At 37.1% G+C, this 21333-nt stretch carries 23 protein-coding genes and 1 other RNA gene; 4 read left to right on the forward strand and 20 right to left on the reverse strand.

Annotated features, from left to right (window positions below; genetic code table 11):
• Nucleotides 1–899 precede the first annotated feature (899 nt).
• The 8 genes from QGM71_RS09735 to QGM71_RS09770 form a co-directional block, all read right to left on the reverse strand.
• A complete protein-coding gene (locus tag QGM71_RS09735; RefSeq protein ID WP_327607348.1) occupies nucleotides 900–1403 on the reverse strand; it encodes a DNA-deoxyinosine glycosylase in 504 nt (167 codons plus the stop codon).
• A gap of 43 nt (nucleotides 1404–1446) precedes the next feature.
• Nucleotides 1447–1881, reverse strand: coding sequence for an HIT family protein (locus tag QGM71_RS09740; protein WP_327607349.1), 435 nt, complete (start codon nucleotides 1879–1881; stop codon nucleotides 1447–1449).
• Between the two features lie 19 nt (nucleotides 1882–1900).
• A complete protein-coding gene (locus QGM71_RS09745; protein WP_327607350.1) occupies nucleotides 1901–2380 on the reverse strand; it encodes a hypothetical protein in 480 nt (159 codons plus the stop codon).
• Nucleotides 2381–2465: 85 nt separating this feature from the next.
• Entirely contained in the window at nucleotides 2466–2774 is a 309-nt protein-coding gene (locus QGM71_RS09750) for a hypothetical protein (RefSeq protein WP_327607351.1), read from the reverse strand.
• A gap of 400 nt (nucleotides 2775–3174) precedes the next feature.
• Entirely contained in the window at nucleotides 3175–3549 is a 375-nt protein-coding gene (locus QGM71_RS09755) for a helix-hairpin-helix domain-containing protein (protein WP_327607352.1), read from the reverse strand.
• Nucleotides 3550–3653: 104 nt separating this feature from the next.
• Nucleotides 3654–4043 carry a hypothetical protein gene (locus tag QGM71_RS09760; RefSeq protein WP_327607353.1) on the reverse strand — a complete coding sequence of 130 codons (390 nt, stop codon included), beginning with the start codon at nucleotides 4041–4043 and terminating at the stop codon, nucleotides 3654–3656.
• A gap of 101 nt (nucleotides 4044–4144) precedes the next feature.
• Entirely contained in the window at nucleotides 4145–4843 is a 699-nt protein-coding gene (locus QGM71_RS09765) for a hypothetical protein (RefSeq protein WP_327607354.1), read from the reverse strand.
• Between the two features lie 21 nt (nucleotides 4844–4864).
• Nucleotides 4865–5839 (reverse strand): phosphotransferase enzyme family protein, encoded by a 975-nt coding sequence (locus tag QGM71_RS09770; protein ID WP_327607355.1) that lies wholly within the window; start codon nucleotides 5837–5839, stop codon nucleotides 4865–4867.
• Nucleotides 5840–6414: 575 nt separating this feature from the next.
• Between QGM71_RS09770 and QGM71_RS09775 the strand changes: the two genes are divergently transcribed.
• Nucleotides 6415–6555, forward strand: a complete 141-nt coding sequence (locus tag QGM71_RS09775) for a hypothetical protein (protein ID WP_327607356.1) — start codon at nucleotides 6415–6417, stop codon at nucleotides 6553–6555.
• Nucleotides 6556–6755: 200 nt separating this feature from the next.
• Nucleotides 6756–7733: a DMT family transporter gene (locus QGM71_RS09780; RefSeq protein WP_327607357.1), complete on the forward strand. Its 978-nt coding sequence runs from the start codon at nucleotides 6756–6758 to the stop codon at nucleotides 7731–7733.
• Nucleotides 7734–7775: 42 nt separating this feature from the next.
• Here QGM71_RS09780 and QGM71_RS09785 read toward each other — a convergent pair whose 3' ends face one another.
• Nucleotides 7776–9215, reverse strand: coding sequence for an MDR family MFS transporter (locus QGM71_RS09785; RefSeq protein WP_327607358.1), 1440 nt, complete (start codon nucleotides 9213–9215; stop codon nucleotides 7776–7778).
• Between the two features lie 179 nt (nucleotides 9216–9394).
• Here QGM71_RS09785 and QGM71_RS09790 point away from each other — a divergent pair, with 179 nt between their 5' ends.
• On the forward strand, nucleotides 9395–9964 hold the full coding sequence (locus QGM71_RS09790; protein WP_327607359.1) for a nucleotidyltransferase family protein: 570 nt from the start codon (nucleotides 9395–9397) through the stop codon (nucleotides 9962–9964).
• A gap of 12 nt (nucleotides 9965–9976) precedes the next feature.
• Here QGM71_RS09790 and QGM71_RS09795 read toward each other — a convergent pair whose 3' ends face one another.
• The 11 genes from QGM71_RS09795 to QGM71_RS09845 form a co-directional block, all read right to left on the reverse strand.
• Nucleotides 9977–10375 (reverse strand): hypothetical protein, encoded by a 399-nt coding sequence (locus QGM71_RS09795; RefSeq protein WP_327607360.1) that lies wholly within the window; start codon nucleotides 10373–10375, stop codon nucleotides 9977–9979.
• 53 nt (nucleotides 10376–10428) lie between these two features.
• Nucleotides 10429–10803, reverse strand: a complete 375-nt coding sequence (locus QGM71_RS09800) for a VOC family protein (RefSeq protein WP_327607361.1) — start codon at nucleotides 10801–10803, stop codon at nucleotides 10429–10431.
• A gap of 151 nt (nucleotides 10804–10954) precedes the next feature.
• The gene (locus QGM71_RS09805) at nucleotides 10955–13396 is read right to left on the reverse strand and encodes a S8 family serine peptidase (protein WP_327607407.1); all 2442 of its coding nucleotides are present in this window, start codon (nucleotides 13394–13396) and stop codon (nucleotides 10955–10957) included.
• 165 nt (nucleotides 13397–13561) lie between these two features.
• Nucleotides 13562–14227, reverse strand: a complete 666-nt coding sequence (locus QGM71_RS09810) for a response regulator transcription factor (RefSeq protein WP_327607362.1) — start codon at nucleotides 14225–14227, stop codon at nucleotides 13562–13564.
• On the reverse strand, nucleotides 14202–16058 hold the full coding sequence (locus QGM71_RS09815) for a GAF domain-containing sensor histidine kinase (protein WP_327607363.1): 1857 nt from the start codon (nucleotides 16056–16058) through the stop codon (nucleotides 14202–14204). The genes QGM71_RS09810 and QGM71_RS09815 overlap by 26 nt, the downstream gene beginning before the upstream one ends.
• Nucleotides 16059–16550: 492 nt before the next feature.
• Nucleotides 16551–16737: non-coding RNA, 6S RNA (gene ssrS, locus QGM71_RS09820), on the reverse strand.
• Nucleotides 16738–16791: 54 nt separating this feature from the next.
• A complete protein-coding gene (locus QGM71_RS09825) occupies nucleotides 16792–17049 on the reverse strand; it encodes a sporulation protein (protein ID WP_327607364.1) in 258 nt (85 codons plus the stop codon).
• Between the two features lie 3 nt (nucleotides 17050–17052).
• Complete coding sequence (gene sspL / locus QGM71_RS09830) at nucleotides 17053–17193, reverse strand: small, acid-soluble spore protein L (protein WP_327607365.1); 141 nt, start codon at nucleotides 17191–17193, stop codon at nucleotides 17053–17055.
• 42 nt (nucleotides 17194–17235) lie between these two features.
• The gene (locus tag QGM71_RS09835; protein ID WP_327607366.1) at nucleotides 17236–18018 is read right to left on the reverse strand and encodes an alpha/beta fold hydrolase; all 783 of its coding nucleotides are present in this window, start codon (nucleotides 18016–18018) and stop codon (nucleotides 17236–17238) included.
• A 29-nt stretch (nucleotides 18019–18047) separates the two neighbouring features.
• The gene (locus QGM71_RS09840) at nucleotides 18048–18770 is read right to left on the reverse strand and encodes a DUF421 domain-containing protein (protein ID WP_327607367.1); all 723 of its coding nucleotides are present in this window, start codon (nucleotides 18768–18770) and stop codon (nucleotides 18048–18050) included.
• A gap of 174 nt (nucleotides 18771–18944) precedes the next feature.
• Nucleotides 18945–20552: an acyl-CoA synthetase gene (locus QGM71_RS09845; RefSeq protein WP_327607368.1), complete on the reverse strand. Its 1608-nt coding sequence runs from the start codon at nucleotides 20550–20552 to the stop codon at nucleotides 18945–18947.
• A gap of 270 nt (nucleotides 20553–20822) precedes the next feature.
• Here QGM71_RS09845 and QGM71_RS09850 point away from each other — a divergent pair, with 270 nt between their 5' ends.
• On the forward strand, nucleotides 20823–21317 hold the full coding sequence (locus tag QGM71_RS09850; RefSeq protein WP_327607369.1) for a spore coat protein: 495 nt from the start codon (nucleotides 20823–20825) through the stop codon (nucleotides 21315–21317).
• Nucleotides 21318–21333 lie beyond the last annotated feature (16 nt).

Raw genomic sequence — 21333 nt, forward strand, 5'->3', positions numbered from 1 at the left:
GAAAAAAAGTAACCACCCTGCCGATGAAGTTAACAGGATAATTACTTTTTTCGATGCCTGAAACCAAGTCGCCGCGCCTTACGGGTAGCTGTCTGAGTCGCAAGTCGCCGCTTGCGGCTCGCTTTTGGTTCCTCCTAAAAAAACAACCAGTTTAATACTATTAGATACTGCTTGTCGATATTCATTTAATTATAAATAAATTAATTTACTGTACAAACTAGTTCTAAGGTACTTAACCCCTCTTTACTTACACTAATATATAGACCATTGTCTTGATTATATAGTACCATATGAATTAGTTTCTTGCTACTTCATCTTGGTTACTACTATCCTATACCCTTCATTTTCATTATTTAATCAAAAATCAACAAAGTGCACCCGCGGGTAGGTTGCGGCGCAAAGTTGCGTAGTTAATCGGACTTCTACTGTCGTATGAGATAAGGAAACATGCTCACTTCTGCGGGTATGCCGGCGCCTGAGCACAAGCTCGGTTTTAGTCAGCCTTCATTTTTATTTCTCGAATTGATGTTGACTTATATTAAGAAGAGGCCGGAAGGACACTATATGATGGACACTTGCGCTGGACATGTCTCTTACTGTCAGAGAGTTTTATAGAGCCAAATTTCTTATCTATTAAAAAAGGAGAAGGAATTAGCTCTTCTCATCTTTTTTTGGCAAGGTAATATCCTTCATTACGAAGATTCTGTGCAGTTGTTTTTCCACCATTGCGACCTGCTTCTTCTTGGGTAAACTTATTGTTGTTATTAGCCATCTCTAACTATCTCCTCCCAAGATTTTTTAGGCTTGATGACGCCTGCAGTATTCTTTTTACCACGTATATTTTACAATAAATTCCTTTTAAAACTCCTGTAAACATTTCAGATCACTTTATTTCTAGATTACAAATATTTTAATAACTGTTTCCACTCCTCAACCTTACCGTCGAAAGTTTTTGTATACCTTCCTGGGATCGGACTAGTAGATGGAAGCTTTAATACTTTTACATCACCTAAGTCGCCCAAGGCAAAATTCTTATTAAATGTCTGGTAGGATTTCCCACCGTTACATGCAATCAGTTTAATAGTTGGATAGTCATGCACTAAACGGACAATATCATTCGGCACTTCCTCTGTAATATTCGCATCCAGACTACCTTCACGATAGCAAGTACCTATTGAATCCCATAATGCAATCCTACGGTCTTTTACAAAAGCAATTTTATCCTGATATGATGCTAATGACTCCTGATTAAAAAGAGCAAATAGGATTCCCCAAAAATGATTTCTGGGGTTTCCGTAGTATTCCTGTTTTTCTAATGAAAGAGCTCCGGGTATCGACCCGAGAATAAGAACTCTTGGAGCATTTGGTAAAACTGGAGCTAATGACATTATTTTTTTGCCCATAACATTCACCTCTACTATGATGATATCTCCAGCCCGGTACACGCTAGCTTGGCCCCTTTTCCGCTGAACTTTTTAGTAAATAACCCTGCAATACGTCTTTAAGACTGGAGAAAGTATTACTAGCAACCATGACATTCGGTTCATTCCAAGAAAAACCATCATTCTGAAATCTAGGAATAATATGCATATGGTAATGTTCCACGTCCTTAAACATCCCGTTATTTTGCATGACTGTAATGCCATCTGTGTCAAGAATATCTTCAAGCGCAATTGTAACTTTTTGTGCTATTTCCATTATGGCATGTAGGCTCAGTGTATCCACATCCCTGAATTCTGGATAATGTTTCTTCGGCACCACAAGAACATGTCCCGTGTTAATTGGGAACTTATCCAAAAAGCAGCACATCAAATCATCTTCATATATTATGTATGCCTCCGATTTCTTTGAAATTATTTGGCAGAAGATACACGTTTCCATCAGGAACCCCTCCAAACTATTAAGTAATATCCCCGGTTGGCTTATACAAATCTATTATTTCTTTCATTTTTTTCTTTTGGTCAAGGTCCCACCATTCTAAAACAACATATACATTGCTGATATCTTCAAGGGTTATCGGATTCCCTTTTGCATCCAAATAAGTATCCTCTACAATTTCTCCAGTATTTTCAAATGCAATATTTACTCCTGCTCCAGACACACCATTCTTTTGGATCACCGTATCCACATTATCTATAACCGCATGTACTTCTACTGAAAAAGAATCAGTTATATATTTCTCCCTATTCTTCATATTTAAAAATCCATTCCCTGCCATGAATGTCTCTTTTGTAATTTCTATTTCGTAACCCTCCAATTTCCAATTCTCGCTTTCTCCCATTAATGATAAATAATATTCTTTTAATTCTGCTTCCCTTGTCTCGACACACCCTGACAAAAATAAGAGAAAGATGAATAATAACACGGGTACTATTCTCATAGAATCACTCCCTTCCTTGCATAATCGCACTAAATTGAAACATCAATCATTGAAGATATTATCTCCCCAAAAGTACTGCGAACACCTATTTCACTGGCCTGATTTCATTAATTAAAAAGCGCCACTTATCCCATTCGATCGAGAATTCATAGTCCTCCACTCTTTCATCAGGTCCATTTTCTGTATGTATAATTTCTGTTAAGGTCACTTGATAATGATATTGGTGAAAATTCCGGGTTACAGATTCTTTTTCAATAGATAATAATGATTTAGGTACATTACCTTTGTAGACTGATGCCCTGGTATCTCCCATAACAAGCGTTTTTTTTGCAATATCAACTAATTCGTCATCAGTAAGATTATCCTGATATAAATCATACTGAAGTTCAATCAAATCTCTGCCTTTCCCCTTTAAATAAGCCTCCGTATAAAAATATGGTGTAATAATTGAATGGAGAATACTCACGAATAAAGCTATTGTAATCAGGTACAGCACATAAATATTAAACTTTTTTTTATTAAGAAATTCACTCACTTTTAACATAATCAGATAACATAGTAAAAAAATCACAATAAATAATGCAAACTGAAGTACATATTTTATCCCGGTTCCAAAGCCATTTAAATCTAAATTGAACAACCCCAGTAAAAAAGTAACTGGTGATGTTATAACCCATTCAAGAATATGTGATTGAGTATAAATGATATGAAAAACAATCAGTGCGATAAGGAAGGAAAATACGTTTTCAATGAATGTCCTGATGTTTTATCATCCTTTCTATCTCACATTCTTTTTACTTATACCAAGCCTTTGTTGGCCTTGTGCCTCGGTAACCGTATCTTTCTTTCTCTATATCTTTTTCTTTATTGCTGTCAGGATGATTTGCATGATAGATAACACAGCGCAACTGGTCTTCGACACATGGATCCGTCCAGACACCCATTTGCTCTTCCAGCTTATCGAATAACTCAGCAGCATTATTGTCTTTTATTTCATGGAGCGTATAAATACCAAGGTGATACACTATTTTCTCTGCCAATTTCTGACCAATTGATGGGATCTGTTGAAATTCAGCCAATCCTTTTATAAATCTGGAACGTTCATCAGATATATGTAAAATAGCAGTAAGACGATCTTCACTTATTTCATGCAGTTCACTTATTTTCACTTAAAATTTTATAAGACTCAGTCTCTCTTTCTGTGTGAGAGGTAATTTAGGACTCATGTTTATACCCATTATTCCACCGCCTTTATAAAACCATCAGAACCTTTCTAAGATGAGCTTTTCTTTAAAATTTTTTTTGTCTGATCACTTAATTTTATATAGAGATTCTTACAGTGTTTGCCAATTTCAAAGTGGATAAATAGCTTTGTTAAAAGGACAATCCACCAAACAATTAAATAAGTATATCCAAGAGAGATAAATATAGCCCAAGCGTCTTTTTCCTGTATTTGAGAGACTAAATAATGATATTCATTCACCCCCTCAGTTCTCTGTACACTGAAAACGAAGCTGATAAGCGGTGTGGCAAGAGATAGTATTAGTGCAATGACGGATATAGTTGACAGCAGCTGACGGATATAACAAAATGTACTGATTGCCAATGTTAAAAATAAAAAAATATAATAGAATATCCAAAACGAGGTCGATAACGTTTCCATTCTACACCACTCTCCTTAATAATGGTTACTACATACTGAACAAAAAGCATAATACGATCATATTTCGGATATCCTCTTCCTTCTATTCATTAGTTAATTTCTCATAAATTCCTGAACTTATCTCCAGCGATAATTTTTATATCGGGGTTATGAGTAGTTCCATTATTAATATGTTTTTCTTCATCGGAAACATCTATATATCCCTTGATCTTCATGTTTCTATGTTCTTTGGCTTTTAATTTAACACTGTATGGACCTTGCTTGTTCATAAGGGTTACTGAAGCATAACCATCAAAGGAAAAGTGTTCCTTAAATTCTATTAAGAAGGTAACGTCCTTATTGCTCAGATTTTCAAATGAAAGGTCACAATTACCATGTAAAGTTGTCTTATCAGCCAATTCAAAGTCACAGCTGCTGGATTCCTTTTCATAAGACACCGCATAAATTCCCGTTGCCGCTGTTTTTTGATAGGTCTCAATCAAAAATGGTGGTATAGAACCTGCTAGGATGAATGTCAATATAAGCATGCGTCCACGGTATTTGCCTAACGAATTATAAAGTAAGTAGAAACTGACCAGAAATAAAAAAAGCCCTGCCATACCAACCAATTGAATTCCATTAGAAAAACGGGTAGGGATATTCATCCAGGCAAGGATGGTATCTCCAAGCTGTTCATTATGCGGGAAATTGACAGATATCACCATGGACAAACTAAACAATAATAACGAAATGCAAAACAACTTCTTATTTAGTATAAATTTGGGTTCTTCTAAAGTGAATCTGTTAGAATGGTTTTCCATAATAGTGCTCCTAATCCGTAATCACCCCTTGTCTCTTATCATATCTGTTCTAACCTGTAGTATAAATAGTTCCATTGAAGCTTTATTAATCCAATTTGTTCCCCATACATCATCATTTCTAAGCATGGTCCCTAGCAGCCAGATTCTCCTTGCCGTAATGAATAATGGCAGACTTTCTCTGTCATCTTTACTCAAATTCCTATGATTCAAATAGCCAGTCAGGAAGTCGCCCCAGCAGTCTTGCTCCTGACTCTTATAATTATTTATCAAGTTCCACCATGATACAGCAACATCATAGGCTCGATACCCGATGGCACTGCAATCGAAATCAAACACTTCTATCTCTCGATTATTTATATGCATATTATGATTGTGAAAATCACCATGACAGAAACCAACTTCCAATTCCTTCGCAGCCAATTCCGTTTTAATATCTTTTACAACTTCTTTCAAGGCCTCATCTGCTTCTTTACCAAGATACCTTTTTAATACGGGAGCGATTACCTCAACTGGTTCATCCAATAAATGATTTAAATCCAACTTAAAGCCTCTATTGTGGTTAGATTGAAAACCATCTGACAGCTCATGCATTTTCCCTAGCGTCCCACCTATTAATTGGGAGCTCTCTTCATTAATTAAAGGTCTTTCCCCTTTTGTATAAGAAAAAAGCACGCCATAGCGTAATCCTTCAGGTGCAGCAATTTCACATAAATACGAGTTATTCCTATTTAAGATGGGAAACGATACGTTAAAATTATTATCGCGTAAATGGTTTATTGCATCGATCTCGAAATGGACAGACGTCCTGTCTCTCCATCCATAACGATATATCCTAAATATGTAAGATTCCTTTTTGGTTGTAACTAGATACGTATCATTTAAACCTCTACTCAGAAAAGAACAATGAATTACGTTTTCTAAGTTGTATTGTACTAAGAGATTTCTTATTGATGATTCATCTATTAATGTATGCTTTACTTCTATGTTTGCAGTCATTGTGTCCTCCTAAATAATCTCATAAAGGTCTCTAATATACTTATTCGTCATTACCCTCTATTCATCCTGCTTGATGGCTTGTTATTTTTCGTAAAAAATGCAGATAAAATGGATGAACCTTCCATAATTATAACTCTGTTCGTATAAGATATCGATAGTAATTATATGTACTAAGAATAGTTTCTTTTGTTTCTTACTCCTGTTTGACACACACACTTTTTGATGAAAATACAAAATGCGAAACTCCTCGAAAAATACATCCGCTTTTTCTTTGTGTGATGTAATACTGTCGAAGCTTTCATTGTCCTGCGGAATATTCTTATTTTACTGGTGCGTTATTTGAGTGAATAAACATAAAATTTAGATTTCACCATTGACTTAAAATCATAAATCCAATATATTGAATTTATGAAAACACATACATCCACTAGATTTTACAGAAATACATAAGTTTATATTAGATGTTAAAGCTTTCGGCTGTGGCTACTGTGGCGAATTGCTTGGCTAAAGCAAATATCATAACTGGATGAGCCCAGCGGGTTACGTATTGGACTATGGAGATAACGCGGCTTAGAATGAAAGAACATGAGATGGAAGTTATTGCTTTGCTTATTGGCGAAGTTCTAAAAGGCAATAAAACATCTGGTGATATAAAATCAAAGATACGAACTCTTCGTTCCAGCTTCGATAAGCTGCACTATTGTTTTCAGGAATAGAATAGTTCATTAGTTGAAACGGCTAATTTATTCGAGCAGGAGCGGAGAATTTCCCCCTCCTGTTCGTTTTTTATCCAGCAACGCTTTATAAACACGCGAACTGCCAGCTCTTTGGGGTCAGATTCATGCGGGAATTCCCGCTGATTAAAGTTTTTATTTTATTATTATCCAAAAAATTATTTAGTAAACCGAGGTGCAGCATGAAAGCAATTCTTATCGGTCTAATAGCAGCAGTATTTTTTTCCGTAACTTTTATATTAAACAGATCCATGGAGCTGGAGGGCGGAAGTTGGATTTGGAGTGCCTCCCTGCGTTTTATGTTTATGCTTCCCATTCTATTTATAATCGTTGGCTTTAAGAAAAATGTAAAGCCGGTTATTTTACATATGAAAAAAAATCCAATCCCTTGGCTGGTCTGGAGTACAATAGGCTTCGGATTTTTTTATGCTCCGCTGACCTTTGCAACCATCTATGGTCCCGGCTGGCTTGTAGCTGGAACTTTCCAGTTAACAATTATAGCTGGGTCTTTACTCGTTCCATTTTTAAATAAAAGCTTAAAACAACGTATCCCGGTACAAAGTATTTTTATTTCGCTTATTATTATTGCCGGTGTTTTTATTATGCAGCTTCAACATGCAGCGTCCGTCCCAGCTAAAAATGTCCTGTTAAGTGTTCTACCTTTAATCATCTCTGCCTTTGCCTTCCCGCTAGGTAATCGAAAGATGATGATCTTGTTAAATGGGCAATTAAATACATTTCAGCGCTTACTCGGTATGACCATTGCATCAATGCCTTTCTGGATTATCCTTTCGCTTTATGGTATAACCACCCATGATCTGCCGAGTTCTAGCCAGATAATGCAGACATTTATTGTAGCTGTGTCGTCAGGGGTCATTGCAACCGCATTATTTTTCTATGCTACGGAAATGGTTCAAAACGATAATAAAAAACTGGCAGGAGTTGAAGCCACACAATCAGGTGAAGTGGTATTTGCCTTATTTGGGGAACTTATAATCTTAAGTGCACCATTGCCGAGTGGGCTATCCTTTATTGGAATGGGACTCGTTATTACTGGGATGGTTCTCCACAGTATCGTCTCCTCGTTAGGAAATCGAAAAAAACGATTACTACACGAAAAAGTGTCTGGAGTGAAGAAAGGGAATGTTAACGGTGATTAAAACAGTAAAAGGTGCTCAATTCCTGGAGCACCTTTAGTTCTATTAGATATTTTCTTCTGCTTCCAATTTGGCACGGTCTTCTGCCGGGGTGCTTCTCTTGATAAAGAAAGCTAAGATGAGAGCCACTAAAGATAAACCTGTGGTCACATAGAAAGATACGTTAACACCATGAATAAGATCTTCTGGGACAGCATTTTCACCAGACTTCAATGAAAAAGCAGTCATTATTGTTATTAATAGGGCTGTTCCTATTGATGCTGCTACTTGACGCATCGTATTGTTCATAGCCGCCCCGTGAGGGATCAGTCTAACTGGCAACTGATTAAGCCCAGCAGTTGTCGCAGGCATCATGACCATCGAGATTCCAAACATTCGTATTGCAAAAACAACTGTTAAATAAGTTAGTGATGTTTCTGCACTCAAATTTGTATATAAGAACGAGGTAACAGTTAATATTGATAGGCCTGTAATAACAAGCCAGCGCGCTCCAATTCTGTCAAATATCCTTCCAGTAATCGGAGACATGAAGCCCATTATTAACGCACCAGGTAAGATCATTAATCCGGACTCTAGAGCAGTAAATCCAGCCATGTTTTGCATATATATGGGAAGGATTGTTTCAGCACCAATTAATCCAATAAATGCAATCATCCCTACGATCGTAGTAATCGTAAATATTTTATTCTTAAAGACACGAAACTCTAATATCGGTTGGGCAAGCTTAAATTGCCTAAGAATAAATGCTGTCAAAGTGATCGTTCCAATTAAGAGCGAAGCAATAACTACTATACTTGACCACCCATAATTCCCTGCACTACTAAAACCATACAATAAACCTCCAAAGCCTAAGGTAGATAGTGCAATTGAAAAGTAGTCTACTTTCGGAAAGGTCCTTTTTGTTACATTTTTCAACACAAAATAGGCGAAGATAATATCAATAATTGCAAATGGAAAAATAACATAAAACAGGGATCGCCAAGGATAATATTCCACAAGCCAACCCGAGAGCGTCGGACCGATTGCGGGTGCAAATGAAATAACAAGACCTACCATCCCCATGGCTGCCCCTCTTCTTTCAATCGGAAAAATCAATAAAAATATAGTCATCATTAATGGAAGCATAATCCCTGCACCTGCAGCCTGAATAATTCGTCCAACCATTAAAAATGGAAAGTTCGGAGCCACAGCACAGAATAATGTTCCAAATGAAAACAGGGACATAGCTGTTAAAAAAAGCTTTCGAGTTGTAAATGTTTCAATTAAAAAAGCAGTGATTGGAATCATAATCCCATTCACTAGCATAAAAATAGTCGTTAACCATTGAGCTGTATTTTCTGTTAGATTTAAATCAACCATTATACTCGGAATAGCAGTCGCAAGTAACGTTTGATTTAATATAGCCAAGAATGCACCGGCAATAAGTACAGCAACGATTGGAAATTTATTTATTTGTGTATGGTCTACTACTTCTTCACTTCTCAAACGCCTTCATCTCCTGCTCGTATGCTGTAACCAATTAATGTTGTACTAGAAGAATTATAGGCAAGATGCCGGTCTCAGTCAATGAATGAGCTTGAAATCAATGTTTAATTGTTAGATTTATTATACTTGGAGAATTCTGATATAATGGGTAGAAGAATAGTTTGAAAAGGTGATAGCAAATGGAAGTAAAAAGTGAAAAAGACATCATTAGAATAATCCAAAAGGACCAATGGATGGTAGATATATTACAGGCTGCCAGTACACTCGATTTACCTGATTGGTGGATCTGTGCAGGGTTTGTCCGTTCTAAAATATGGGATGTTTTACATGGCTTTGATGAACGAACTGAAATGGCGGATATTGATGTAGTTTATTTTGATGCTGAAAATATGGATGAATCCATTGAAAAAAAGCTGGAGGAAAGGCTATATAATTTGATGCCTCATATACCTTGGTCTGTAAAAAACGAAGCGCGTATGCATATGCGAAACGGGTTGGAACCCTATACAAGCACAAGAGATGCAATTTCAAAATTTCCTGAGACAGCAACGGCATTTGGAGTTCGGTTGGACGATAATGATAATGTTGTCCTGACTGCTCCACATGGAGTAGATGATCTATTGCAAATGATTGTCCGTCCAACGCCATTGTTCAAGGAATCCGATTTGCTTATGGAAATCTTTATGGACCGTGTTAATAAAAAGAAGTGGGAATTCAGATGGAGTATGGTGCGTCAATCAAACGAATGATAGGTTGTATTCCTATCCCTCTATCTCTGCTCTATAAATAAGATCTTTTCCACCTGATTCCACAATAAGTATTCCATACGCATTGTCCTGTGTTTGGAAGACCTTAGCACCCACAGGCAATTTAACAGCAACACCATTTGTGAATTCAGAACTTACCGCTGATTGCTTAATTACCTCTCCAACCAACTTTCCCTTTTCATAGCCTCTCTCATTCACGTGTTTAATGTTTGAAACGTTGTAGTAAATTAGATCGTTAAACTGAATTATGTCAGGCTCATTGTACGATATAAGAACTTCTCCAACTGTTGGTCCACTTGTTGTATTCTTTTCTTTGCTGAATTCTGTTGCTAAAAATCCGCTAATACTCGGTTGGGCAATAAATATACTTAAAAATAAGGGTAGTAATTTCATTATTACACCTCCTACATAGTTAGTCGGCGATACTTAAGTAGAAGTTGCAAGTATTATTCATTGATCCACTCCAAAAACTCTATTCGGTTCCCAAATGGATCTGCTGCATAAAATCGATCTGCTCCCGGTAAGCGATCGTCAGCGAGATATTCAACGCCAACTTCGTCTAGATGCCTTTTCAAAGCACCAATATCTTTAACACGAATTGCTGGATGGGCTTTCTCAGCTGGTGTAAATGGATCTTCTAAACCTATATGTATATGGACGGAACCCGCTTGAAACCAAACGCCACCATTTTTCTTCAATAAATCAGGTTTTTCTACTTCCTCAAATCCCAGCTTCTCATGATAGTATTCACGAGCCTTATCTTCTCCACCTACTGGTGCTGCTATTTGCACATGGTCAATTACTTCATATGTAAAAGTCATAACTTATCCCTCCTTAATTTCAGGATAACTGCCAAAACAAGATAAGTAAAATACATTATTCAAATCAAAATGGTTAAGTTTTAGTTATACCGATGAAAAGCAAGAAGACCAGCAATCATTCCTAAGCAGCTGGTCTTTCAAACATATTATTTTAGTTAAAAAATGCATTGAAATAACGTGTCATTGCAACTGCAAAATCACCACGTGTCACTTCTTGGTTGGGTGAAAATGTAGCTGTCACGGTTGGTCTAAGATCAAAGCGGCCTTGTTCTATATCAAAATTTGCATTAATGATATTAAGATCAAGTGCTAATTGTACATAACCTTTTAGTTCTGTTGGGATTTCTTCTGCATCACCTATAGCAACACGTTCATTTTCATATTGTACGGTAACATCTCCTTCAACTTCCTGAGCCATATCTTGTAACCCAAGACTTTGAACGAGCGAATATGCTAGTTCAGCTCTTGTTACATTGTCTCGTGGGTTAAATGTTGCTTCTGACTCAGCCAGCATCACGCCATTTTGTACATGTTGTTTATCTTTTAATGCTGCACCTTGTTGAAGAACAGATGCTACAAAAGGTGATCCATTCTCTTCTGTAGACAGCGTTTGACGAATACCTGCGCCCATTACTAGGTATTGTGCCAGTTCACCTTGTTTCAAAGCAGAGTCCGGCTTAAATTTGTTATTATTAAATCCATCAAATAAACGTTCTTTTACCCCCATTTGAATAGCACTTGCTGCTGGGTGGCCATCAATATCATCCAATCCAGTAAAACCACTTACTTCGGTGAAGGCTAAAGTTCCCTCTATTGTTTCAGGCAATCCAATTCCTATTGGATTTTCTTCAGCTCCTCTTAACCCCCGTATTTCAGCAGTCCATGTTCCTGCCATCGGTGCATTTACGGATACAGTCCGGTCCCAATATAAGGTGAATAACAAACTAATTCCTGAACTATATTCCGTGCCATCTGGTGCAATTAAAACCAAATTAATCGGGTTACCAGTTTCACCAAGTAATCCCTTTCCATCCACCTTTGCTACAACACTTCCGATTCCTTCTTCAATCTCAAAGGAATATTGATTCATTGAAACCAAAGTTAGTGGATTATAATCTACTTCAAATTCTTCTCTTGTTGTACTCGATTCCACTTCACTATTAAATGTTTGGAACATATTAACCGTGCTGCCATACTCTTGCGTTACATCAAATGCTGCATCTACTGCAGCGTATGCATTAACATATCCAGCCCCTACTTCCCATGTTTCATAGCCAGGCATGTTTGTTGCTGATTGCTGTAATAATTCTTTTACTTCGGATGGAGATAATAATGGATTTGCCTCAAGCATTAAAGCAATAATTCCTGCAACATGTGGTGTTGCCATGGAAGTACCACTCATCGTTGTATAATAAGGCAAATGTCCAATGTCGATTAACTCCAAATCCTTGTCAGCAGCTAGTGCTGTTAAAGGTGAAACTGTCTTCGTTGAAATAATATCAACTCCTGGTGCTGTAATCGCTGGTTCATCTTTCCAGGTCCATGATTCACCATCTATTTCAAACGTGCCACCAACCCCAGCCGTACCACGTGATGAAAAATCTGCTAGTGTACCATCTTTTTCACCAGCAGCAACAGAGATGACCCAAGGTGCTTTTGCATATGGATTATGTGAATCTTCTCCTGGACCAGAATTACCGGCTGCGAATACGACGGTTATACCTCGATCAAATGCCCTTTTACTTGCAATATTTACTGGATTATCTGGATCAAAATCTCCAGAAGATCCCCATGAGTTTGTAATAACACGAATGCCATATTCAGATTGATGTGTAATGGCATAATCAAATCCACCAATCGCATCTAAAATGAACAGTGCAGCTCCCGAACCGTAACCGATTAAATCAGCACCTGGTGCGCCACCTTCATACTTGCCACCTGACATTTGGCCCGTTCCTCCGACTGTACCTGCTACATGCGTTCCGTGCCCAGAATTTGTGTCTGTGTTTGGCACACCCTCTACATACGTAATAGGCAATAATTCAGGTGATAAGCTGTTTAAATTAACGTTAGCCATTACATTTTGTACAAGATGATCACCAAAAGCATGATCCTGATGTAAACCATCAACCCCACTATCATTGACAACAACACCAACTCCATCACCAGTAACTGGCATGCCCCCATTTTGTACGCGCATGTCATTATCTGTTCGAACTTCATTTACACCAGTTATGTCAGTTGAATCTTCGTTAAAATACTCTAGTTTACTGTTTAGATACACCGAACGAACAGATTCATCTGATTGTAATGCTTCAATTTGGTCTTCCGTTACTAACGTAGCAACCATAGGTAATGAGGCAAGTGTAATTCCTTTTGTAATTCCCAGTTGCTCTAGGAGATCTAAGTTTGTAGCTGTAGCTTCTTCCTCTCCATGAAAGGAGATAATTACCTGAAATTCACTTTCTCCTTCTGCAATAGCTTCTTCTAATAGTGGGTCAATTGTCGCCGCTTGAGAAGTGGCATTAACATTCGTAAGACCAAAAGATAAAATCAAAGCAAGCACACCAAACATGGCGGTATATTGAATCATTCTCTTCACTAATATTTCCTCCTAACTTTTTAATAGAATTTTCTTTCAATTTCTATTATGGAGTAGAGAGGCTATTTTTCCTATCGAGCAAAGGATATAAAAAAGAATGTAAAAGAACTATTTACATATCATACAAAGGTAGTAAGTAATTGGGCCTGCGTCTATCTATTCATTATTCTGTTGAATGTTTGGCAGTGGAATTAGATGATTTTGTACAGCATGAATAATAACTTGTGACCTGCTCTTGACATTAAATTTTTTAAATATTTTACTTACATGTATTTTTACCGTTTTATCACTTATAAAGAGCTTTTCAGCAATTTCTTTATTGCTTAATCCTTCTAGCAAGCACATTAAAACTTCTTTTTCCCGCTCACTTAATTCCTTCTTATTTTCTGTTGTATCTCCACGCTTTTGCTGATGATAGGAAAGTAATTTTTTAGTCATGGAAGGATGGATTACCGATTCTCCTTTTGCTATATTTCGAATTGCTTCAACAACTTGCTCTGAAGGTGCATCTTTTAATAAATATCCTTCTGCCCCTTCCCTTATAGCTGACATTAAATATTCATCATGACTATGCATCGTTAAAATACATACCTTTATACTTGGGTGCTTTTGCTTTAACAATTTCGTAACTTCTATTCCATTGCCGTGTGGCATATTAATATCCATTAGAACGATATCTGGTGAAAGCACTTCTACTTTGGTAAGAGCCTCTTTACCAGAAATAGCTTCACCCACTACATTGATGTCATCTTCAAGCTCTAAAATGTTTTTCAGTCCATCGCGCAATACGGCATGGTCATCGACTAACATAACGCTTATCATAGGTTTCTCCCCCTTCTAACCCCATCTTGGGGATAATAATAGATACTTCAGTTCCTTTCCCTTCTTTACTGTCAATTTGCAGTGATCCATTTATCTTTTCAACAGACTCATTCATGTTCAAGATACCAAAATGTGAAGTATCCTTTGCTTTGATCATTTCTTGAAACAGTGAGAATCCGATTCCGTAATCCTTAGTTCGTAACAGAATATGTTCAGATTGATAACTTAATAACACATCAATTTCATTAGATTTGCTATGTTTAATACTATTTGCAATACTTTCTTGAAAAACATCGAATAGTACCTTTTCTGTCATGGAACTCAAAGTCTCTTCTTGACCACGTATTTTCAAGCGAATATCTATTGAAAGTTCATTAATTATGCTATTGATTTTCTTTTTCATTGCTGGGACAAGACCAATTCGCTCCGTTGGGTAGGGTCTTAATGCGTAGATCGATTCACGAACTTCTATTAAGCTTGTTCGTAATTTTTTAATACTGGTTGATAGAATTTCTAAAGTTTCTTCCGGTTTATTTCTATATTTTCTCTCTGCAGTCTCCAAGCTCATAATAGCTCCAGCCATTGATTGCGCAATCCCATCATGAATATCTCTGGCTATTCGATTTCTTTCCTCCAAAATTAATCTTTTTTCCTTTTCCTGAATGAGTGCTCTTGTTTTTAATACGATCGATAATTGGTTAGCAAAGGTGGCAATAGAGCTTACATCTTCTTCCCCAAAGCTTTTAGTTCTACTTTTAGCTACTATAAACATGCCAACAATCTCTCTTTCTACGCTGAGTGGTGCATAAACGAAAGAATTAAGCTCTGCATCAAAACAATTCCTTGCTATTCCAATATCGCTTTTGCGATCATTACACTTAGTTGGTTTTAGTATGGTTTCTATAATTGAATGATCCTCATCAGATAAACCTCTTTCCGTATCTACATTCCCTTCGGCATAACGAATAGTCCACTCGTTTCCCTCCTTGATCCATAATACTTCTGCATCGACTTCTACAATATCTTGAAAACTTGTTTGTAAATCGGCCAGGAATTCTTCTGCAGGTACCATTGTGTTTAATTCAGATGTTATAGAAAATAAAGCCTTTAACCTAGCTTTTTCTCTGCGTAACCTTGATATTACAGCACTAAGTAGCGATAATCCTACCAGTGGTGAGAAGAAAAAGAAAAAAGAGAAAAAGTCAATTTCCCCACGGTTTTGACTTCCAAGTATATACAGCATATATCCATATAGTAACGAAATAAAAGCACTATTACCTTCTGAAAAAGTCTTCTGCTTCCATGCATGAAAGGAATATACTTGTGGGCGTAACCAAAGAACAGCATCAATAATCGCATTATTAATTACATGAAATGATATGAGTAATCCCCCGTATATCAAAAAACTATTGAGTATCTCAGAATTAAAAAAGCTTACAGGTGTGAGCAATTCTGTAAATAAGACGGCACTAAAAAAACTTATAATTAACGCTGCTGGATTAAAGAAAATAATACGTAAAGGGCGGCGTCTAATTATATTAATGGCAAGAACAACAACTGCGTAAACAAGGATGGTATAGCTTAATCCATACAATAAATATAATGTGAAAACGATGGGGAAATTTAGCGTAGTATTTCCTTTCCAGACGGGTATGGGGAAATATTCAGTAATGGCAATAAACGTTACAAACAAAAGTAAAATAACTGGTTCCTTAGGCAGCTGTAATTGGAATAAATGATATAACACAAGTATGCTGCCTACAACTGAAACTAAAGTCATATAAACACGTGCATATGTTTCTCTCTTTTGAGCAAGTTGTTTTTTGGTCATGCTTCTCACCTACCCTTTATTCATTCCTTTATTTTAAACAATTTCGGAGTAATATGCAAAATAATAAGATAATTCAAAAAGCCCGGACTAGTCAAATGAGTAAATCACTAACCAGTCCGAACCCAAACAAAAATTGTTTGTAGTATTATTTTCGCAAAGATCTCTTTATTTTACTATTCTCTAAAAGGGGTATTTGAATAGTACAAAGGCATTAACTAGTTAATGAAAAAGACTAGGTGGGTTGCAACTTCATGGGACTGCAATTACTTCTCCCATCAACACTGAACTGACCAACATCCTTGAAAAAGAAGATCATATTTTCTTAATGCTATGTTTTGTTGACGTAGTTTTCCCTATCCCTTCCGTCGAGGCAGGGGGTGGCTCTTGCTGACGGAGAATTTTATTAAGCCGAATTTAATATTAGTATAATTTCTAATATCATGAAAAAAGACCAATTTCATTTAAGAAATTGGTCTCGGTTATTTGTATAGGTTACAGGCCACAATTGCCGTATTTGATATAAAAAGTTTTAAACCACCACTTCTCCAAGTGGGTGTTTGCAGAAACCGTCCTGTCTTCCGCTACGCTTTGGCGGCACGACATTATTGTTTCGATGTAAAACTCCCTAGTCATTTGTTAGAGGTTAAAACTAGTTTGAATACGTACATTGCAGCTTGTAGTTATATAATATACTTTCTAAAGAATAATTTCAATGGGAAATTTATCCTATAGCTTAAAATAATAACTCATACACTTCGGTTAGTTCTTTTACCCTGCTATCGTGCTGCACACCTTTAGCATAATTCAATTCATTTTCCAGTACATCATTTAAATAAGTCATTTCTTCCTCATCCAGATCTTTTACAAATTGATCTTCATTCGCATATCTCTTAGCTTCCATTTTATTAACAATCTCCTGGCACATTTCATTTTCCATATAATTTGATAGTGATTCACGTAAATAATCTAATGTATGATCGACGACACTCACCTCTTAAATCTTCGTATTCTTTTTCTTAGCCCGCTGTTCCAGTTGTGACTTTGGTCGCTGGTCTGCTGAGTCCTCAGATAACCCTTGAGGATTTACGCTTGAATGGACATTTCGTTTGCTGTAATTATTATTCTTTTTACTCACTGGAAGCACCTCCACTAGATAGTCTATCTATTAATCAGTGTATTATTCAAGGTACTGATCAACCATCAAAGTAAAATCCTTTATTAGAAAATTCACAGCAACAGCAGCCTTTGTAGGTATCTGGTGCATTACCTCATGAATTAAAACCAGCTCGTTGTTTGGTAGTTTAGTGTGCATTAGTTTTGCATAATAATGAAATGCTTTATCCCTCTTACCGTAGATCAACAAAATAGGATGACTAATTGATCCCAATTGGTCTGTGCAATTATACTCCAGGATATAACGATAATATTGCTCTATATTATCACTATGCCCTCTCTTTGATGCATTAAATAAATCTCTGAATAACTCCCGTGTCGGTGCATTACTTAATGCACCAGCCCAGGCCAGAAGTGGAACAGCTCCCATACTTGCAAGTGATGCTGCCATTTTAATCAGTCCTCTTAAATACCATTGTCTTAACTCAGACATCCCACCAATCACAATACCCCCCAGAGCCCGATCAGCATGTGATTGTAAAAATTCAAGCACAATAGAACCACCTGATGAGTACCCACATATGTACACCTTACTAATTTCCAGGTGATCCATCAGTTGTATAATATCGTTGGCAATCAGCGGATAGGTTACGACCGCTTTAGAATGGTGGCTTTTTCCATGTCCTCTGATATCAAAAGTAACTACTTTAAAGAATGGTGATAATTCTTCTATTTGGTACTTAAAATTAAGTGATGTTAGTACAGGGGGATGAATAAAGATAATAGGGGTCCCTTTTCCTTTAATTGTGTAAAATAGGCTGCTGTCACCTACATCCAACATAGGCATTTCCATCAACTCCCAGCGTTACTGTTACCTTAATGGTATAATCTCGGGTGCCCTTTAAGATCTTCTGATTTTAAAGAAACATGCAATTTGTTACTAAGATCTACTGCTGCAAAGAATACTTTCTCAGCATCTATAATACTTAACTTCTTTAGTTCTCCAATTAACCACGTTTTATCTAATTTCAGATCCTTCAGGACATCGGTATAGATTTCTCCTTCAACAATAACTGGATAGGCGAAATCAGCTTGTTTATTAGCAATATTTATATCTTCCATTGTGACAGTTGATTTAGATGGCTTTTTTAATACGGACAAATTTCCATTGGCTTCTATAATTGCCATCTTAACAATACTTGTATCAAAAACCTCTTTTTCCCTTAACATCATCAAGACATTATCAATTGTATAATTTATTCTTTCCAAATTTTTAACAACAATCTTCCCCTCATTTATTACTACAGTAGGTTCAAAAGTAAGCGCCTTACCCAGCTTCCGGTTTTTCACCTTCCATATTGCTACTACCTTCTGCAAGGCGCCTATTAATACAATAGCCACAGCTGTATGGATATGGCTTATATCCGGGTCAGCGAGGTCAGCCCCCACTACTGATCCAAGTGCAAGAAAGATGATAAAGTCAAAGATGGGAAGCTCTCCTACAGAGCGTTTTCCCATGAATAAAGTAACTAATAGAAGTAATGGTAGAATTGTAATTACTCTTCCAAATAAGATCAAAAATTCTTTAACTATTTCCATAAGGAATTCCTCCTTGTCCTGATTGAATTACTATTAGGATGAGTCAAATTAGTAATCCTATGTATGGGAGTATAACTGCGATTCATTTCTGTAAAAATAAATTCCCTTGTCCCTGCAAACAGTAAGAGACCCCAGTAAATTATCACTGGGGTCTCTTACTATCCTCTATTTTTCCTACTGAATATCTTTGAGTTCTTCATACTGATCACGCAAGGAACGCTTCAGGACTTTTCCACTCGGATTCTTTGGCAGAACGTCGGTAAATTCTACATACTTTGGAACCTTGAACTTTGATAAACGGACCTTACAGAATTCTTCGACATCCTTTTTGGTCAATGTTGCTTCCTCTTTTGGAACAATAATAGCAGTAACTGCTTCAATCCAATACGGGTCAGGGATACTGATAACGGCAACTTCCGAGACACCCTCCAACTGATAGATCGTTTCCTCGACTTCCCTGCTTGATACGTTTACACCGCCAGTGTTGATCATATCCTTCTTCCGGTCCACAATCGTAATATAACCTTCCTCATCCATCACACCGAGATCCCCACTATGAAACCATCCCCCACGAAACGCTTCCGCAGTTTTCTCCGGATCATGCAGATATCCCTTCATTGCATGTGGAGTTCGGTGCACAATTTCACCAGTCTCCCCACGCGGTAATTCATTATCTTCCTCATCAACAACTTTCGTTTGAACATGTAATGTTGCAACACCTGCAGACCCAAGTTTTCGTAATTGGTCTTCCGGCTGAAGTGCCGTTGCAAGCGGCGCAACTTCAGTTTGCCCATAAAAATTCCAGAACTTAGCATTCGGTAAACGTTCAGCTAGTTCTTTTAAAATCTCCCTAGGCATAATTGCTGCACCATAATAGCACTTTTCCAATGTCGATAAATTACGCTTATCAAAATCAGGATGCCTTAATAAAGCGATCCAGACAGTTGGAGGACAGAATAGTTGTGTTGCCCCCTCTTCTTCTATGGTTTTTAAAATAATCTCCGGACTGGCAGCACCCAGAATTATTCCACTCGATCCAATATACACACTTGGCCCGAGAAACACATGCAGCTGCGCGCTGTGATAAAGCGGTAAAGCATGAATCGCTACATCATTGTCAGCCATTTTCCCATCAACAATACAACTTACATACTCGCTAATAATACTTTTGTGTGAAAGCATAACTCCCTTTGGTCTTGATTCTGTGCCACTTGTATACAGTACATGCGCAAGATCATCATCCATAATTTGGGCATCAACGAAATCCGTGGACTGTCCTTCCCTGGCATTTGACAGTGTTGTCCAGGCTGCCAGACTCCCCTCGAATGTCCCTAGAACATCCATTAGATAGCGGTGTTTTATTTCCATTCTGCCTGCTGATTTATCCAAAACAGGTGCATACTCTTCGGAAGCAATAAATCCATTGACCTCAGCATGTTCCAAAATATAGTTGACATCTTCTTCTGACAGCATATAGTTGATTGGTATCATTACTGCACCAATACGCGCCAAGGCAAAATTAACCACTACAAAATCCAGACTGTTTTTGGACATAACTGTAATCATATCGCCTTTTTTCATTCCATTTTGCAAGAAGGCACGTGCTGTCTGATTAACCAGATCATCAAGCTCTGCATAATTAAGACGCTGTTCCTCAAAAGCGAATGCAAATTTCTCAGGCATTCGATCACGTGTCCGTGCCAATAGATCACCAAGTGTATTACGACGCGCACGTTCCAACATTTTATTAAGATCACCCTGTACATTTGTTTCTGTGTTCATAACACCACACTCCTCAAATGATTTTTACGATGAGCCACTTGTTGAAATTTCTTTGTTTTAGTTTAATTCAGATAATTGATTTAAGCAAGACTATATTGCCTGTTTTCAGTGTTTATGTTGTTCTCAAGTGTTGAGACTTTCCCTTCAATAATAGAGTTTCTAAACAAAAGAGTGTGAGATTGATTTACCGCTGCCCAAATTGAATTTAAATAGTAGCTATTTCGCATTCCATGAATATAGTGAAAATGACTACTACCTAGGAGGAATACAATGGAACCCAATCAACAAAAACATCTTGCATGGCATGAGACATTGGAAATACACGAGCTAGTAGCTTTTCAATCAGTAGGTTTAATGAAATTAAAGAAAGCAATCGGAGAAATAAAGGACTCGAAACTGCGAGGTATTTACGAAGAAACAATTAAAGGCTTGGAACAAAATATTCGAGAGCTGCTGAAATTTTATCCAATGGCGCCTCGTGAAGACAGCGAATATGAAACAAGAAATTTAGATACAGCTTTTTATGCAGGTGATTTATTGGCTTTGTCTAAAACTTCTGTTCGGAATTACGCAATTGCAATTACAGAATCTGCTACACCTGCTGTAAGAGAAACATTGAATAACCATTTACAAAAAGCTGTTCGAACTCATGGAAAGGTTTTTTATTACATGTATGAAAAAGGACTTTACCCAGCATATAACTTAGATAAGTTATTAAAAGGTGATATGGAAAATGCGCGTAAAGCCTTGGAAATGCGTTATTAATATAAAGAATGAGTCA

It is taken from the genome of Virgibacillus tibetensis (assembly GCF_036026595.1).
Lineage (GTDB): Bacteria > Bacillota > Bacilli > Bacillales > Amphibacillaceae > Virgibacillus_P > Virgibacillus_P tibetensis.